Raw genomic sequence first — 16,730 nt, forward strand, 5'->3', positions numbered from 1 at the left:
CAAGCGGCAGATAAAAACGAATAGGTTGGCGATGGCCTTCACTGATATTTTCATCAAGCGTCCGGTGCTGTCGGTCGTCGTCAGCCTGCTGATCCTTCTGCTCGGCCTGCGCGCCGCGACCGTGCTGCCGATCCGGCAATATCCCAACCTGTCGAACACGGTGGTGACGATCACCACGTCGTATCCCGGCGCGTCGGCGGACCTGATCCAGGGCTTCATCACCACCCCGATCGAGCAGGCCGTCGCCTCGGCCGAGGGCGTCGACTACATCACTTCGTCGTCGGTGCTGGGCACCAGCACGATCCAGGTCTTCGTCAAGCTCAACTTCGATCCGAACCAGGCGCTGACCGAGGTGCTCGCCAAGGTCAACTCGGTCAAATATTTGATTCCGAAGGAATCCAACGACCCGGTCGTCAGCAAGGCGACCGGCGACACCATCGCGGTGATGTATCTCGGCTTCTCCAGCGAGGAACTGTCGGGCTCGGCGATATCGGACTATCTGACGCGCGTGGTGCAGCCGGTGCTCTCGACGGTCGACGGTGTCGCGTCCGCCGACATCCTCGGCGGCCAGACGTTCGCGATGCGGCTCTGGCTCGATCCGGTCCGCATGGCCGGACGCGGCGTGTCGCCAAACGACGTTGCGGCCGCGATCGCCGCCAACAATTTCCAGGCCGCCGCCGGCCAGACCAAGGGCTATTTCATCGTCTCCAACGTCTCGGCCAACACCGATCTGCAGAACATCGATCAGTTCAAGCGGATGATCGTGAAGTCGAAGGACGGCGGCTTCGTGCGGGTCGAGGACATCGCCACGGTCGAGCTCGCGGCCCAGAGCACGGATGCGAGCGTCGCCTTCAACGGCGAGCATGCGATTTTCATCGGCATCAAGGCAACCCCGCAGGGCAACCCGCTGACGCTGGTCAAGGGCGTGCGCGCGCTGTTCCCCGAGCTGGAGCGCAACCTGCCGCCCTCGATGAAGATGAAGGTGGCCTATGACTCCACCAAATTCATCCAGTCCTCGATCGACGAGGTCCAGAAGACGCTGGGCGAGGCGGTGCTGATCGTCGTCGTCGTCATCTTCCTGTTCCTGGCCTCGATCCGGTCGGTCGTGATTCCGGTCGTCACCATTCCGCTGTCGCTGATCGGCGTCTGCATCCTGATGCTTGCCGCCGGCTTCAGCTTCAACCTGCTGACGCTGCTCGCCATGGTGCTGGCGATCGGACTCGTGGTCGACGACGCCATCGTAGTGGTGGAGAACATCCACCGCCACCTCGAGGAAGGCCTGCCACCGGTACAGGCGGCGCTGAAGGGCGCGCGCGAGATCGTCGGCCCCGTCGTCTCCATGACCATCACGCTGGCGGCGGTGTATGCGCCGATCGGCTTCCTCGGCGGCGTGACCGGTGCGCTGTTCCGCGAATTCGCCTTCACGCTCGCGGGCTCGGTCATCGTGTCGGGCGTGATCGCGCTGACGCTGTCGCCGATGATGTGCTCGGTCTTCCTCAAGAGCGCCGACGAAGGACGCTTCGCCAAGCTCGTCAACAAGGTGTTCGGTGCAGTGACGCGCTGGTATGGCCGCAAGCTCGACCGCTCGCTCGACTATCGGCCGATCACCGGGCTGTTTGCGGTGACCATTCTCGGCCTGGTCGGCTTCCTCTACATGCACACCTCGAAGGAGCTGGCGCCGCAGGAAGACCAGGGCATCGTGTTCGCGGTGACCAAGGCGCCGAAATACGCCAACATCGACTATATCGATTTCTACGGCGACAAGATCGACAAGGAGTTCCAGAAGTTTCCTGAGACCGACCTGCGCTTCGTGCTGAACGGCATCACCGGTCCGCAAGGCGGCTTCGCCGGCATGCTGCTCAAGCCGTGGGATGAGCGCAAGCGCTCCGCCCAGCAGTTGCAGCCGCTGGTGCAGGGAGAGCTGTCGAAGATCGAGGGCGTCAACGCGTTCGCGTTCAGCCTGCCGCCGCTGCCGGGCGGCCCGGGCGGTCTGCCGGTGCAGATGGTCATCAGCTCGACCGCCGGGTTCGAGCAGGTCTTCGACCAGATGGCGAAGCTGAAGGACGCCGCGCGCAAGAGCGGCCTGTTCATCGTCTCCGACAGCGACCTCGACTTCAACCAGCCGGTGGTTCGTGTGAAGGTCGACCGTTCCAAGGCGAGCGATCTCGGCATCACCATGCAGTCGATCGGCGGCGCACTGGCGACGCTGCTCGGCGGCAATTACGTCAATCGCTTCAACCTGGAAGGACGATCCTATCAGGTGATCCCGCAGGTGCCGCGCGAAAAGCGCCTCTCGCCGGATTCGCTCGATGGCTACTACGTTCCGACCACCACCGGCCAGCTCGTGCCGCTCTCGACGGTGGTTTCTGTCCAGACCGGGACCGATCCGAACGCGCTGACCCATTACAACCAGCTCAACTCGGCGACCTTCCAGGCCGTGCCGATGCCCGGCGTCTCCATGGGACAGGCTGTCGAATTTCTCGAAGGCGAAGCGAAGAAGCTGCCATCGGGTTTCAGTCACGATTTCCTGTCCGACTCCCGGCAATACGTGCATGAAGGCAATCAGCTCCTGATCACCTTCATGTTCGCGATCATCATCATCTTCCTGGTGCTGGCGGCGCAGTTCGAAAGCCTGCGCGATCCCCTCGTGATCATGATCTCGGTGCCGATGGCGATCGTCGGCGCCCTGATCCCGCTGTTCTTCGGGGTGGCGACGATGAACATCTACACCCAGGTCGGCCTGCTGACGCTGGTCGGCCTGATCACCAAGCACGGCATCCTGATGGTGGAGTTTGCCAACGAGCTTCAGCTCAATGAGGGGCTCGACCGCCGCTCGGCGATCGAGATGGCGGCCCGCATCCGCCTGCGTCCAATCCTGATGACCACCGCGGCGATGGTGACAGGCCTGCTGCCGCTGCTCACCGCCTCCGGCGCGGGCGCGGCCAGCCGCTTCTCGATCGGGCTCGTGGTGGTGGCGGGCATGACGATCGGCACCCTGTTCACGCTGTTCGTGCTGCCCGCGGTCTATGTCACGCTCGCGACCGACCATCAGGCCAAGGCGAACTCCGAGCGGGCCAAGCAGATCGCGGACTACGATTTGGGCCGCGCGCTCAAGCCGACCTGACCTGCCGACCCCCTCATGATTTGAACGGCGGCCGCCACACCAGCGGCCGCCGTTTTCGTTTCGGCGCCGCGCGCCCTTGCTGCGGTGCGGTAAGAGACAAGATCGAGGCTTCTTGCTAAAGGTAAGGGAATGAGCATTTCCCTCCATCCCGACGCGCCGCAGGGGCGGACGCTGGCGACGCCGCGCGCCGACGCGCCGGAGACGCCGGCCGTGCCGGGCGGGAAGGTCCACAGCCGGCTGTTCACCAAATATGTCGCGCTGTTTGTCGCGGTGGTTGCGATTGCCCTGCTATCCAACGGGATCTTCGAGGTTTTCTTCTATTACCGCGAGCACAAGGCGGCGCTGATCCGGATCCAGCACGAGCAGGCCGAGGCGGCTGCCGCCAAGATCGGCCAGTTCATCAAGGAAATCGAAAGCCAGCTCGGCTGGACCACGCAGCTGCCCTGGTCCGCCGGCTCGATCGAGCAGCGCCGATTCGACGCGCTCCGCCTGTTGCGCCAGGTGCCGGCGATCACCGAGCTCGCGCAGGTGGATTCGACCGGCAAGGAGCGGCTGCGCGTCTCGCGGCTCGCCATGGACGTGGTCGACAGCGGGCTCGATTTGTCCGCCGATCCGAAATTCACGGAAGCGGTCGCCCACAAGGTCTATTACGGCCCGGTCTATTTCCGCCGCGAGTCCGAGCCCTACATGACGCTGGCCTTAGCGGGCACCCGCAAGGACGCCGGCGTCAGCATCGCCGAGGTCAACCTCAAGCTGATCTGGGACGTCGTCTCGCAGATCAAGGTCGGCGAGCACGGCCACGCCTATGTGGTCGGCGCGCAGGGCCGCCTGATTGCGCACCCCGACATCAGCCTCGTGCTGCGCAACACCGACATGTCGAAACTCGCGCAGGTGCAGGCGGCGCAGGCCGGCCGCGGCAGTGGCATGGCCGATGAATTGCAGGGCGCGCTCAACATCCAGGGCCAGCAGGTTCTGACGGCCTCGGCGCCGATCGCGCCGCTCGGCTGGACCATGTTCGTCGAGCTGCCGGTCGAGGAAGCCTATGCCTCGCTCTATGCCGCCTTGCAGCGGCTTGCGATCGTGCTGCTCGCCGCATCGCTGTTTGCGGTGCTGGCGGGAATTTTCCTCGCCCGTCGCATGGTCGGCCCGATCCAGGCGCTGCGCGCCGGCGCCGCGCGCATCGGCAGCGGTGACTTCTCCCAGCGCATCTCGATCAAGACCGGGGACGAGCTCGAAGGGCTCGCCGACCAGTTCAACGACATGGGCGCGCGGCTGCAGGAATCCTATGCCGACCTCGAAAACAAGGTCGAGCAGCGCACGTCCGAATTGAAGGAATCGCTGGAGCAGCAGACGGCTACCGCCGATGTGCTGAAGGTCATCAGCAATTCATCGGGCGATCTGCAACCAGTCTTCGATGCGATGCTAGCTAATGCAACGAAGATTTGCGGTGCAAAATTCGGAATGATGTGGCTGATCGAAGGAACCGCGGCGCGCTGCGTAGCTCTCCATAATGCACCACCAGCTTTTGCCGATCTGAGGAAGCGTGAACCGGTTATCCATCCGGGCCCAAGCACTGCCATGGGCCGGTTGCTCAAGACGAGGCAAGTCGTTCACATCGAAGATGCCATGGCGGAACAAGCCTATGTTGAAGGGGATCCTGTTCGCCGGGCAAATACTGACCTCGCTGGAGCGCGGACGATCGTCGCGGTACCGATGCTCAAGGACAACGAGGTGATCGGCGCAATTGGCATCTTCCACCAGACGGTTCAGCCGTTCACGGAAAAGCAAATCGACCTCGTCACTAACTTCGCGAACCAGGCGGTCATCGCCATCGAGAACGCGCGGCTGCTCAACGAGCTGCGCCAGCGCACGACGGAACTCTCGCAGTCGCTCGACGAATTGCGTACCGCGCAGGACCGCCTGATCCAGACCGAGAAGCTTGCTTCGCTCGGCCAGCTCACCGCCGGCATCGCGCACGAGATCAAGAATCCACTCAACTTCGTCAACAACTTCTCGGCGCTGTCCACCGAGCTGATCGACGAGTTGAACGACCTGCTGAAGATCGCCGCGCTCGACGACAAGACGCGCGAGGAGGTCGACGAGCTCACCCACATGCTGAAGGGCAACCTCGAGAAGGTCGTGCAGCACGGCAAGCGCGCCGATTCGATCGTGAAGAACATGCTCCTGCATTCGCGCGAGGGTTCGGGCGAGCGCCGGTCGGCCGACATCAACGCGATCGTCGAGGAAAGCCTCAATCTCGCCTATCACGGCGCGCGGGCGGAAAAATCGGGCTTCAATATTGCGCTCGAGCGCGACCTCGATCCGCAAGCCGGCATGGTCGATCTCTATCCGCAGGAGATCACCCGCGTCTTCCTCAACCTGATCTCGAACGGCTTCTACGCCGCGACCAAGCGCAAGGCGGCGGGGGAAGCCGGCTTCGAGCCGACGCTGCGCGCCACCACCCGGAATCTTGGCAACCGCGTCGAGATCCGCATCCGCGACAACGGCACCGGCATCCCGAAGGACGTCAGGGAGAAGATGTTCAATCCCTTCTTCACCACCAAGCCGGCAGGCGAGGGTACCGGGCTTGGGCTCTCGATGAGCCATGACATCGTGGTGAAACAGCATGGCGGCAGGATCGAGGTCGAGACCGCGCCGGGCGCATTTACCGAATTCATCATCACGCTGCCGAGGACGCTCGCGGCGCAGGAAAGTACCGGAGGCAGGAATTGAGCGTTTACATACTCGTCGTCGACGATGAGCCGGATGTCGAATCGCTGTTTCGCCAGCAGTTCCGGCGCGACCTGCGGGCCGGGCGTTTTCAGATGGAATTCGCGCCGTCGGCGCCGGTCGCGCTGGAGCGGGCCGCTGAGCTCGGCGAGCCGTCGCTGATCCTGATCCTGTCTGACATCAACATGCCCGGCATGAGCGGGCTTGAGATGCTGCCGCGGGTGCGCGCCGAGCGCCCCGAGGTTCCCGTCATCATGATCACCGCCTATGGCGATGCCGAAACGCGCCGCAAGGCGATCGAGCGCGGCGCGGAGGGACTTCTGACCAAGCCGATCGACTTCGCGCAGTTGCGGCAGGAGATCGACATGAGGCTCGAGCAGGCCGCATGACCGCCACCATTCTCGTCGTCGACGACGAGCCCGATCTCGAGGCGCTCGTCCTGCAGAAGTTTCGCAGGCAGATCCGCGAGGGCGTCGTCAGCTTCATGTTCGCGCATGACGGCCTGGATGCGCTGCAGTCGCTCGCGCAGCATCCGCAGGTCGACATGGTGGTCTCCGACATCAACATGCCGCGCATGGACGGCCTGTCGCTGCTCGCCAAGCTGCAGGAGGCCGAGGACAAGAAGTCGACCATCATCGTCTCGGCCTATGGCGACATGAGCAATATCCGGACCGCGATGAACCGCGGCGCGTTCGACTTCCTGACCAAGCCGATCGATTTTGGCGACCTCGAAGCTACCATCGACAAGACCATCCGCCATGTCGAGATGCTGCGCGAGGCGCGACGCCGCCAGATCGAGGCGGAGCGCGCCTATGCCTCGCTGTCCCGCTATTTCTCGCCGCAGATCGCAAGCAGGCTCGCGGCGACCGGCGAGGGCGACGCCATGGACGTGCATTGGCGCGACGTCGCCGTGATCTTTACCGACATCGCGGGCTTCACGTCGCTGGTGGAAACCGTCGCGCCCGAGGTGCTCGGCGAGATGCTCAACGAATATGTCGGCGGCATGACCGACGTCGTATTCGCCCATGAGGGCACGGTCGCGAAGATCATCGGAGACGCGATCCAGATTCTGTTCAACGCGCCCGGCGAGCAGCCTGATTATGCGACGCGGGCGGTAGCCTGCGCGCACGATCTCGACATCTGGGCGGAGGGTTTTCGCGAGCGCTGGAAGGCGAGGGGTGTCAATTTCGGCGCGACCCGGATCGGCGTCCATGCCGGCAGCGCGCTGGTCGGCAATTTCGGCGGCAGCCGCTTCTTCGACTACACGGCCTATGGCGATAGCATCAACACCGCGGCGCGGCTCGAGGCCGCCAACAAGTTCTTGGGTACCCGCATCTGCGCCAGCGCGGCGATCGCTTCTACCGCGAAAGATTTCAAGGGCCGGCCGGTCGGCGACCTGATGCTGCGTGGGCGCAGCGAACCGTTGCGCGCCTACGAGCCGTTGCGGGGGGAGGCGGTCGGTACGCCAGCGACCGCCCAATACGCCGAAGCCTTCGCAAAACTCGAAGCCGGCGATGCAGGCGCGATGCCGGCGTTTGCGGCGCTGGTCGGGCTGCATGCCGACGATGCATTGGCTGGCTTCCATCTGAGGCGGCTGCTCAACGGCGCCAAGGGCGTGCGCATGCAGCTCGAATAGGAACGGAAACCGCTCAACCAAAAAAACAGGGAGCATCCAGATGGTGCGCGATTTCGCTGCCGGCAATTACCGCTTCATTCCCGCCGTGTTTCAGTATTCGAGCGGCGCCGCCGCGCTGCCCGGCTACGAGATCGAGCGGGTGCGCTTCGACAGATGGCTGCCGCTCGCTGAAGGTTTTGCCGAGGCCGCGAAATATATCCAGGCGGCGGGCCGGCCCTTGACCGCGTTCTGCGCCTGCGAGCTGCGCTCGCCGGCCGCCTTCACCGAAGAGGGCTTTCGCAGGTTCAACGAGCACTACGTCAAGACGCTGGCGGCCTGGGGGATCTATGACGGCACCACCAATCCGGTGGCGCGCAGCAATGTCTGTCCCGAGATCGACCCGCCGTCGGAGCCGTCGTTCTACGCGTTCTCCTTCACGCGGCCGAGCCAGCACAAGGCGCCGAGCTTCGTGATCGCCGGCGGCGCCGAGGCGCGCGGCGGCAACGCGCCCTATCCCGAGCGCATCGTGCGCTATCGCGACATGAGCCCTGAGGGCTGGCGGGAAAAGGTCCGCTTCACCACGCGCGAGATGGAGAGCCGGATGGAGGCGTTCGGCTTCGGCTGGAAGGATGCCACCGGCGTGCAGGCCTACACCATCCACGACGTCCACCCGGTATTCGCCGAGGAGCTGGTTCGTCGCGGTGCCGCCCGCACCGGCTTCACCTGGCACTTTGCCCGTCCGCCGGTGATCGACCTCGAATACGAGATGGATTGCCGGCGCGTGCTGCGGGAGACGGTGATCTAATCTAGACTAACCGCTGATCAAGGTGCGGCTTGGCGTACCCTCCCCCTCCAGGGGAGGGTGAGAATAGGGTTGCCTCGGCAGTTTGTCAGATGAACCTATCGTTCCCTTGGATCAAGCGCGTCGCGCAGGCCGTCGCCGACGAGGTTGAGCGACAGCACGACGAAGAAGATCGCAAGTCCCGGCCAGATCGCCATCCACGGCGCATTGGTGAGGAAACGCTGCGCGGCGTTGAGCATGCTGCCCCAGGACGGCGCCGGCGGCTGCTGGCCTAAGCCCAGGAAGGAGAGGGCGGCCTCCGCGATGATCGCCGCCGCGATCGACAGCGTCGCCTGCACCAGCAAAGCGGGGAGGATGTTGGGCAGGATGTGGAACAGCGCGATGCGCCAGCGCGGATTGCCGATGGCGCGCGCCGCCTCGACATAGTCCTCGACCTTGACGCTCATCACCTGCCCGCGGGTGAGCCGGATGAAGATCGGGGTTGCGCTGACGCCGATCGCGATCATGGCGTTGCCGAGGCTCGGGCCGAGGAAGGCGGCGAGCGCGATCGCCAGGATCAGGAACGGGCAGGCGAGCATCGCATCGGTGATCCGGCTGATCAGCGCGTCGATGAAGCCGCCGCGATAGCCCGCGAGCAGCCCAAGCGGCACGCCGATCGCAAGCGCAATGGTGACGGAGATCGCACCCGCCAGCAGCGAGGCGCGGGCGCCATAGATCACGCGCGCCAGCACGTCGCGGCCGAGGTCGTCGGTGCCGAACCAGTGCGCGGCCGAGGGGGCTTTCCGCACCAGCGTCCAGCTTGTCGCGAGCGGATCATAGGGCGCGACCAGCGGCGCGAACACCGCAAGCACGATGAAGGTCGCGATCACGACCATGCCGATCACGGCGCCCTTGCGCTTGAACAGGCGCCGCAGCGCGCGCCGCGCCGGGCTTTCCAGCGTTTCGTCGAGCTCGGCGGCTAGCGCGGAAAGCGCGGCGTCGGTCATTTCACGCCCTCAGCCGCGGATTGACTAGGATATAGGCGATATCGGCGATCAGGTTGAGCGTGATGTAGATCGTCGCCGTCACCAGCACCACGCCCTGCACCACGGCGTAGTCGCGGTTGAACACGGCGTCCACGATCAGCTTGCCGAAACCGGGGATCGAGAAGATCTGCTCGGTCAGCACCGCGCCCGACAGCAGCGTGCCGAGCTCCAGTGCGCCCAGCGTGATGATGGGCGTCAGCGCGTTGCGCATCGCATGTTTCAGGATCACCGAGCGCTCGGTCAGGCCCTTGGCGCGGGCGGTGCGGACATAGTCGCTTTCCAGCACCTGCAGCATGGCGCTGCGGGTGTGCCGCATCAGGATCGCTGCGATGGCATTGCCGAGCACGAACGCGGGCATGATGGTGGCGGCAAGGCTCGCGCGCCAGTTCTCCGACAGCGGCACGTAGCCGGAGGCCGGCAGCCAGCCGAGCTCGATCGAGAACAGGAAGATCAACATGATGCCGAGCCAGAAGTTCGGGGTCGAGATGCCCCACAGCGCGAACAGGTTCGCGCCATAGTCCCAGGCGGTGCCTTTCTTCACCGCCGAGATGATGCCGGCGGGAATGCCGATCAAGAACGCGATCACGATCGCCATCGCGGCAAGCTGCAGCGTCACCGGCAGCTTCTCGCGGATCAATTGCAGCACCGGCACCTTGATCCGCAGCGACTCGCCGAAATCGCCCGACAGAACGCCCTTGATCCAATAGGCGTATTGCACCGGGATCGGCTGGTCGAGCCGGTATTGCTGGCGGATCTGTGCGATCACGGCCGGATCGCGCTCCTCGCCTGCCATGACCAGCGCGGGGTCGCCGGGCAGAAGCTGTTGCAGCGAAAAGATCAGGATCGACACGAAGAACAGTGTCGGGATCAGTTGCACGATGCGGCGGGCCAGGAAGTTCAGCATGGCTTTTCCTTGCCGGCTGTCCTCACTTCAGCTTCAGCCCGATGACGCGGACCAGCCCATCCGGCATCTGCTTGTAGCCTTCGAGCTTGTTGGTATGCGCGATCAGGATGCGGCGGTGATAGAGATAGAGGATGGCGTGGTCTTCCAGCTCGAGCTTCGTCAGCTTCTCGTAGATCGCCTTGCGCTGCGCCATGTCGGTGACGAGGCGCGCGTCGTCGAGCGCCTTGTCGGCGTCGGCGTTGGCCCAGACGCTGTAGTTCTGCGGCGCGTCCTTGTGCAGGAAAACATATGAATTGCCATCGGGATCGATCCGCCCGCTCCAGGCCAGCATGTAGGCCTGATACTCGCCGGCTTCCGCCTGCTTGAGCGAGGTGGCGAACTCGGTGACGCGGATCTTCATGTCGAAACCGGCTTCCGAGGCCATCGACTGCACGACCTGGGCGACCGCCTCGGTCTCCGCGCCCTTCGGCACCATGAAGTCGACAGCAACCGGCGGCTTGACGCCGGCTTCCTTCAACAGCGCCTTGGCCTTCTCGACGTCGCGGCCGTGGACGGGGAAGGACTGCTGGTAATAGGGGTGATCGGGGTTGACCCACTGGTTGCCGGGCTTGAACTCGCCGTTGAACACCACCTGGTTGATCGCCTCGCGGTCGATCGACCAGTCCAGCGCCTGACGCACCTTGGCGGACTGGCTCAGGGGTCCCTTGTTCTTGTCGTTGCCGATGTTCAACGTGATGCCCTGGTAGCCGAGCTCGATCGCGGTCGACAGCTTCAGTCGCGAATCCGCGCGCACATCCTTGATGTCGGTGGCAAGCACGCGCTCGATCAGATCGAGGCCGCCGGACTTGAGGTTGGCGAGCCTGACGGTGGCATCGACAATCGGCAGGAACACGACACGGTCGATGAAGACATTGTCCTTGTTCCAGTAGTCGGCGAACTTCTCGAACACGATGCGGTCCTGTTGCACGCGCTCGACGAATTTGTAGGGGCCGGCGCAGATCGGATGCAGGCCGAACTTGTCGCCGGCGGCCTTCGCCGCCTTCGGCGACACCATCATGCCGGCGCGGTCGGTGAGCTGCGCGATCAGCGGGGAGTAGGGGTTCTTCAATACCAGCTTGACCGTGAGCGGATCGACCACCTCTACCCGATCGACTGCGCCAAGTTCGGGCTTGCGGAACGATCCCGGGAAGGTGAGGTGCCGCTCCAGCGAGTATTTGGCGGCCTCCGCATCGAACGGCTCGCCATCATGGAACTTGACGCCGGGCCTCAGCTTGATCGCGACTTCCTTGCCGTCGTCGGAGGTCGAATAGGACAGCGCAAGCTGCGGCACGATGTTCAGCTTCTCGTCGATGTCGAACAGCTTGTCGCAGAAGGCCGCGAACACGATGCGCCCGACATAGGTGCGCGCCATGGTCGGATCGAGCACATCAGGGTCTTCCGCAAGCCCGATGCGCAAGGTCGTCTGCGCTGCAGCGCCCGACGCCCACGAGATCCACAATGCTGCCGATATAGCCGCCCAACGCGAGAGCTTCATACGCCTGTCCCCTTGCTTCTGGTCAGTCCGAAGGCTTCACTGTACCAACCCCGGTCGCAGCCGGTCCTTCCCTGTTCTCGCTGAAAGCCGCCACCAGCCTTTCCAGCACGGGTGAGAAGCCGCCGTCGGCGGGCACGATCGCGCCGGCTGGCGGCAAGTCGGCCGTGCGGTGGCAGGCGGTGGCGTGGCCCGCGTCATCTCCGATCAGCTCCGGCGCTTCGCTGCGGCAGCGCTCGATCGCATGAGGGCAGCGGGTGTGGAAGCGGCAACCCGAAGGAGGGTTCATCGCGCTCGGCAATTCGCCCTGCAACAGCATGCGGCTACGCTTGGCCTGCGGCTTCGGCACCGGGATCGCCGACAACAGCGCGCGGCTATAGGGATGGCGCGGGGCGGCAAACAGCGCACTTGTATCCGCCATCTCGACGATGTTGCCGAGGTTCATCACCGCGACGCGGTCGGCGATGTGCTTGACGACGGCGAGGTCGTGCGAGACGAAGATGTAGGCGAGCCCGAGACGGTCCTGCAGGTCGCGCAGCAGGTTGAGGATCTGCGAGCGGATCGAGACGTCGAGCGCGGAAACCGGCTCGTCGCAGATGATGAGTTTCGGCTCGACCGCGAGCGCACGCGCGATCGCGATGCGCTGGCGCTGGCCGCCGGAGAATTCGTGGGCATAGCGCCGCGCGAAACGCGGCTCCAGGCCGACCAGCCGCAGCAGCTCCTCGACGCGGGCGCGGCGGTTTTCGCGCGGCACGAGATCGTGCAGGGCGAGCGGCTCGGCCAGAATCTGGTTGACGGTCATCCGCGGGTTGAGGGAGGCGTAGGGGTCCTGGAAGATGATCTGGGCTTGGCGCCGGAAGGAACGCAATTCCTCCGTGCTGAAGGCCAAGAGATCACGGCCCCCGAAACGGAGCTCGCCCGCATCGGGCTCGATCAGGCGCAGCACCAGCCGGCTCAGCGTCGACTTGCCGCATCCGGATTCGCCGACCAGCGCCAGTGTCTCGCCGGCTTCGACATGAAAACTCACGCCGTCGACGGCCTTGACGACGGCGGTCGGCCGGCCGAACACCGAGCGTGTGGCGACGAAATGCTTGACCAGGTTTTTCGCTTCCAGCAGCGCGGTCATCTGCTTCCCTCCCTACGCGAAGCGAAGCGGAGCGGCGGGAAGGGAAAGGAAACATTCGTTATGCATCGCGCCATCACGACACCAGCCTTTCCAGCGGCGCCTTGATGCAGCGCGACCAGTGCGTCGGGCTCAGCGGTGCGAGTGCCGGCCGCGTTCGCGTGCAGGCCTCGCTTGCGAACGGGCAGCGCGGGGCGAAGCGGCAGCCAGGCGGCGGCATGGTCATGTTCGGCACCATGCCTTCGATGGTGGCGAGATGTACGGCACGGCGGTCGAGGCGCGGGATCGAGCCGAGCAGGCCGACGGTGTAGGGATGCTGCGGCGAGGCGAACAGCTCGTTCACCGGCGCTCGTTCGACGATTTCGCCGGCATACATCACCGCGACCTCGTCGCAGACCTCGGCGACGACGCCGAGATCATGGGTGATGAGGATGATCGCGGCCTGGCTCGTCGCCTTCAGCTCGCGCATCAGATCGAGGATCTGCGCCTGCAGCGTGACGTCAAGCGCGGTGGTCGGCTCGTCCGCGATCAGGAGTTTTGGATCGCAGGCAAGCGCAATAGCAATCATCACGCGCTGGCGCTGACCGCCGGAAAGCTTGTGCGGGTAGTCGTCGATGCGCTTGACGGGCGAGGGGATATGGACGCGGCGCAACAGCTCGATCGCGCGCTCGCGCGCCGCGCGGCGCGATCCGCCGCGATGGCGCAGGATGGTCTCGATGATCTGGTCGCCGATGGTGAAGCTCGGATTGAGCGAGGTCATCGGCTCCTGGAAGATCATCGCGAGCCGGTCGCCGCGCAGATCGCGCAGGCGGTCGTCGCCCGCCTTCAGGAGATCGAAGCCGTCGAAACGGATGGCGCCGGAAACCTCCGCCGAGCGCTTCGGCAGCAGCCCCATGATCGCGAGCGACGTCACGCTCTTGCCGCAGCCGGATTCGCCGACGAGGCCGAGCGTCGCGCCGCTTTCGACCGCGAGGTCGACGCTGTCGACGGCGTACGTAATGCGGCCGTCGTCGCCGCGGAACAGCACGCGCAGGCCCTCGATCTCGATCAAGGGCGCCGCGCTCATCGCTCGCCTGCTGTTGCGGCCGCGATCGCCGCGTCGATGACGGCCCGGTCGGTAATGCCGGCGGGATTTTTCCGCGTCGGCAGGAATTTCCGAAAATGCACCCAGCGCTCGCGGCTGGCGCGTTCGAGCCGGGCGAGCTCGGCCAGTGGATCGGAATGGTCGTCGACGCGGAGATCCAGATCAGACCATTCCTCCTCGCCATGGATGAGGAGCGCGGCCGATTGCCTGCCTCGCTTGTCGCCGCCGGCCGCTTCGCCGGCAAACATCGCCGCGATCAGGCGCTCGGCGAACGGCCGCGCCGCGTTGGCGACGAAGGCATTTGCGGTATCATCCAGCACAGTAGCGCCCGTCAGCATGTTGCCGGCGATGGAAAACCCGTCGGCTGCGATATGGCCGCACCAGTCGACGCACTCCTTGCCTGTGTGCGCGGCGATCCGACCATGCGCGTCCATGACATGGACCTGCCGGCTCTCGCGGCCGGTGTCGCCGGCGAGCAGCGCCGCGATCACCTCGTCGGGATGCTTGCCCTCGCGCAGCAGTTTCAGGCCGTCGATGCCGTAATACGGATTGACCAGCGCCTGCGTCGCGATGGCGCCGAAGCCGGCGGCGATATGCGGCACAAGCGCGCCGACCGCGAAGAATCTTGTTGCGACCGCAATGCCGATCTGGCCGGTCTCTGGATCATGGGCGATGATCGACCAGGTCATTGCGCCTATCGTCCGGCTGCGTAGCCCTGCATACCCCGGGGATTGGCGGCGGCGCGGCGGCGCGGACCGACGCGCGAGGCCGCCGTCAGGCGGCCTTCCGACCAGTCGGGGCCGACCTCGACGATATGGCCGCGGCGCGTCAGTTCCTCGACCGTCTTTTTCGGCACGCGGTTCTCCAGCACGAGCACGCCGGGACGCGCGGTGCGCGGCCAGAACGAGATCGGGAAATGCTCGGAGTGCCAGGCCGGCGCGTCGATCGCTTCCTGCAGGTTCATTTTTGCGTGGACATGCCGCAGGAAGAACTGCGTGATCCACTGATCCTGCTGGTCGCCGCCCGGCGAGCCCCAGGCCAGATACGGCTCGCCGTCGCGCAGCGCCAGGGTCGGCGACAGCGTGGTGCGCGGACGTTTGCCCGGCGCGAGCGAGGCCGGATGATTCTCCTCGAGCCAGAACATCTGGGCGCGGCTGCCCAGGCAGAAGCCAAGCTCGGGAATGACCGGCGAGGATTGCAGCCAGCCGCCCGACGGCGTCGCCGAGATCATGTTGCCGGCCTTGTCGATGATGTCGAAATGCACGGTGTCGCCGCGCACCTCGCCGAAGCGGCCGACGGTCGGCTCGCCGGCGCCCATGGCGCCGACCGCCTCGCGATGGCCTTCGGCGCGGCGCAGCTTGACGACAGCGCCAAAACCCTCGACCGAGCCGGGAATGAAATCGAGCGAGGCCTTGTCCTTCGAAATCAGCTTGCGGCGCGCGTCATTGTAGGCGTCCGACAAGAGCGTCGCGACCGGAATGTCGGAGAACTTCGGATCGCCATAGAACGTCTCGCGGTCGGCATAGGCGAGCTTGGCGCATTCGATCTGCAAATGGATGAAGTCGGGACCAACAGGGTCGAGCCCGTCGAGATCAAACCCCTTCAGCAGCGCGAGCTGTTGCAGCATCACCGGGCCCTGGCTCCAGACGCCGGCCTTGCAGACGGTGTAGCGGCCGTAGTCGTAGGTGAGCGGCGCTTCGATCGTCGGCTGCCAGCGCGCCATGTCGTCGGCGGAGAGCACGCCCTTGTGCGGCGAGCCGGAGACGTCCATCACGGCCTGCGTCCGGCAGAACTTGTCGATGGCTTCGGCGACAAAGCCCTGCGACCAGGCTTTTCGCGCGCGCTCGATCTGCGCCTCACGGCCGCTGCCCGCGCTTTCCGCCTCCTTCAGGATGCGGGAATAGGTCTCGGCGAGGCGCTTGTTGGTGAAGATGGTGCCGGGCCGCGGCACCTCGTTGTTGGGCAGATAGACCGCAGCCGAGGTCGGCCAATACTGCCGGAACAATTGCTCGACGGTCTGGATGGTCGCGGACGCCCGCTCGACCAGCGGATAGCCGTCACGCGCATAGGCGATCGCCGGTTCCAGCACGTCGCGCAGCCGCAGCGTGCCGTAGTCGCGGAGCAGCAGCATCCAGGATTCGAACGTGCCGGGCACGCAGGCTGCCAGCAGCCCGGTGCCGGGCACCATGTCGAGCCCCTCGCTCCTGTAATGGGCGATGGTGGCGCGCTCCGGCGCGGGTCCCTGGCCGCAAATCACCTCCGTGCGCCCGCGTTTGACGTCATGGACGATAATAGGCACGTCGCCGCCGGGCCCGTTCAGGTGTGGCTCGACCACCTGCAGGGTGAAGGCGGCCGCGACGCCGGCGTCGAAGGCGTTGCCGCCCTTCTCCAGGGCCGCCATCCCGACCGCGGTGGCGATCCAGTGGGTCGACGTCACCACCCCGAAAGTGCCCTCGATTTCCGGCCGGGTCGTAAACGGGTCGGGGTTGATGTTGCTGGCCATGGGAACCGGTCCTGGTTGTGGGGCGGGTGCCCGCTTTCCGAAGTTCGTGATCCATCGTCGCGGCCACTTGCACGAACTTCGGAACGCAAAGGGCACCAGTAAACCTATGATTCTAGTGCCGCTTTCGATCTGAAGCTCCTGTAGGGAAGCGCAGCAGGTGGTGCAGGAACTTCAGGTCGGCGGCACTAGTAGCGGCCGCAATTGATCACAGCCGGCCTGGTATGCCAACACGCGCCGCAGCAAGTTTTACCCGCACATCCCCGTGATCGGCCGGCGGTTGGCCGCGTGC

The 16,730-nt window shown here is 65.1% G+C and carries 12 protein-coding genes; 5 read left to right on the forward strand and 7 right to left on the reverse strand.

The annotated features are described in order from the left end of the window. Positions 1-31 precede the first annotated feature (31 nt). From QOU61_RS12655 to cnbZ, 5 genes are all read left to right on the forward strand, one after another. On the forward strand, positions 32-3,124 hold the full coding sequence (locus tag QOU61_RS12655; protein ID WP_289658818.1) for a MexW/MexI family multidrug efflux RND transporter permease subunit: 3,093 nt from the start codon (positions 32-34) through the stop codon (positions 3,122-3,124). A gap of 129 nt (positions 3,125-3,253) precedes the next feature. Beyond that, the gene (locus tag QOU61_RS12660) at positions 3,254-5,857 is read left to right on the forward strand and encodes an ATP-binding protein (protein ID WP_289658821.1); all 2,604 of its coding nucleotides are present in this window, start codon (positions 3,254-3,256) and stop codon (positions 5,855-5,857) included. Continuing rightward, a complete protein-coding gene (locus tag QOU61_RS12665) occupies positions 5,854-6,243 on the forward strand; it encodes a response regulator (RefSeq protein ID WP_289658823.1) in 390 nt (129 codons plus the stop codon). Before QOU61_RS12660 ends, QOU61_RS12665 begins: the two co-directional genes overlap by 4 nt. Then, positions 6,240-7,490, forward strand: coding sequence for an adenylate/guanylate cyclase domain-containing protein (locus QOU61_RS12670; RefSeq protein ID WP_289658825.1), 1,251 nt, complete (start codon positions 6,240-6,242; stop codon positions 7,488-7,490). The genes QOU61_RS12665 and QOU61_RS12670 overlap by 4 nt, the downstream gene beginning before the upstream one ends. Positions 7,491-7,530: 40 nt before the next feature. Beyond that, positions 7,531-8,274, forward strand: coding sequence for a 2-amino-5-chloromuconate deaminase CnbZ (cnbZ, locus tag QOU61_RS12675; RefSeq protein WP_289658827.1), 744 nt, complete (start codon positions 7,531-7,533; stop codon positions 8,272-8,274). Between the two features lie 95 nt (positions 8,275-8,369). Here the strand turns inward: cnbZ and QOU61_RS12680 are convergent, their stop codons facing one another. The 7 genes from QOU61_RS12680 to QOU61_RS12710 form a co-directional block, all read right to left on the reverse strand. Then, a complete protein-coding gene (locus tag QOU61_RS12680; RefSeq protein WP_289658829.1) occupies positions 8,370-9,257 on the reverse strand; it encodes an ABC transporter permease in 888 nt (295 codons plus the stop codon). A gap of 1 nt (position 9,258) precedes the next feature. Beyond that, on the reverse strand, positions 9,259-10,200 hold the full coding sequence (locus QOU61_RS12685; protein WP_289658831.1) for an ABC transporter permease: 942 nt from the start codon (positions 10,198-10,200) through the stop codon (positions 9,259-9,261). 22 nt (positions 10,201-10,222) lie between these two features. Further along, positions 10,223-11,734 (reverse strand): ABC transporter substrate-binding protein, encoded by a 1,512-nt coding sequence (locus QOU61_RS12690; RefSeq protein WP_289658833.1) that lies wholly within the window; start codon positions 11,732-11,734, stop codon positions 10,223-10,225. A 22-nt stretch (positions 11,735-11,756) separates the two neighbouring features. Next, positions 11,757-12,857, reverse strand: coding sequence for an ABC transporter ATP-binding protein (locus QOU61_RS12695; protein WP_289658835.1), 1,101 nt, complete (start codon positions 12,855-12,857; stop codon positions 11,757-11,759). Positions 12,858-12,930: 73 nt separating this feature from the next. Continuing rightward, entirely contained in the window at positions 12,931-13,920 is a 990-nt protein-coding gene (locus QOU61_RS12700) for an ABC transporter ATP-binding protein (protein ID WP_289658837.1), read from the reverse strand. Continuing rightward, entirely contained in the window at positions 13,917-14,627 is a 711-nt protein-coding gene (locus QOU61_RS12705; protein ID WP_289658839.1) for a DUF1028 domain-containing protein, read from the reverse strand. Before QOU61_RS12705 ends, QOU61_RS12700 begins: the two co-directional genes overlap by 4 nt. A gap of 5 nt (positions 14,628-14,632) precedes the next feature. Continuing rightward, the gene (locus QOU61_RS12710; protein ID WP_289658841.1) at positions 14,633-16,441 is read right to left on the reverse strand and encodes a gamma-glutamyltransferase family protein; all 1,809 of its coding nucleotides are present in this window, start codon (positions 16,439-16,441) and stop codon (positions 14,633-14,635) included. Positions 16,442-16,730: the final 289 nt, after the last annotated feature.

Origin of the sequence: Bradyrhizobium sp. NP1, assembly GCF_030378205.1 — a bacterium.
Lineage (GTDB): Bacteria > Pseudomonadota > Alphaproteobacteria > Rhizobiales > Xanthobacteraceae > Bradyrhizobium.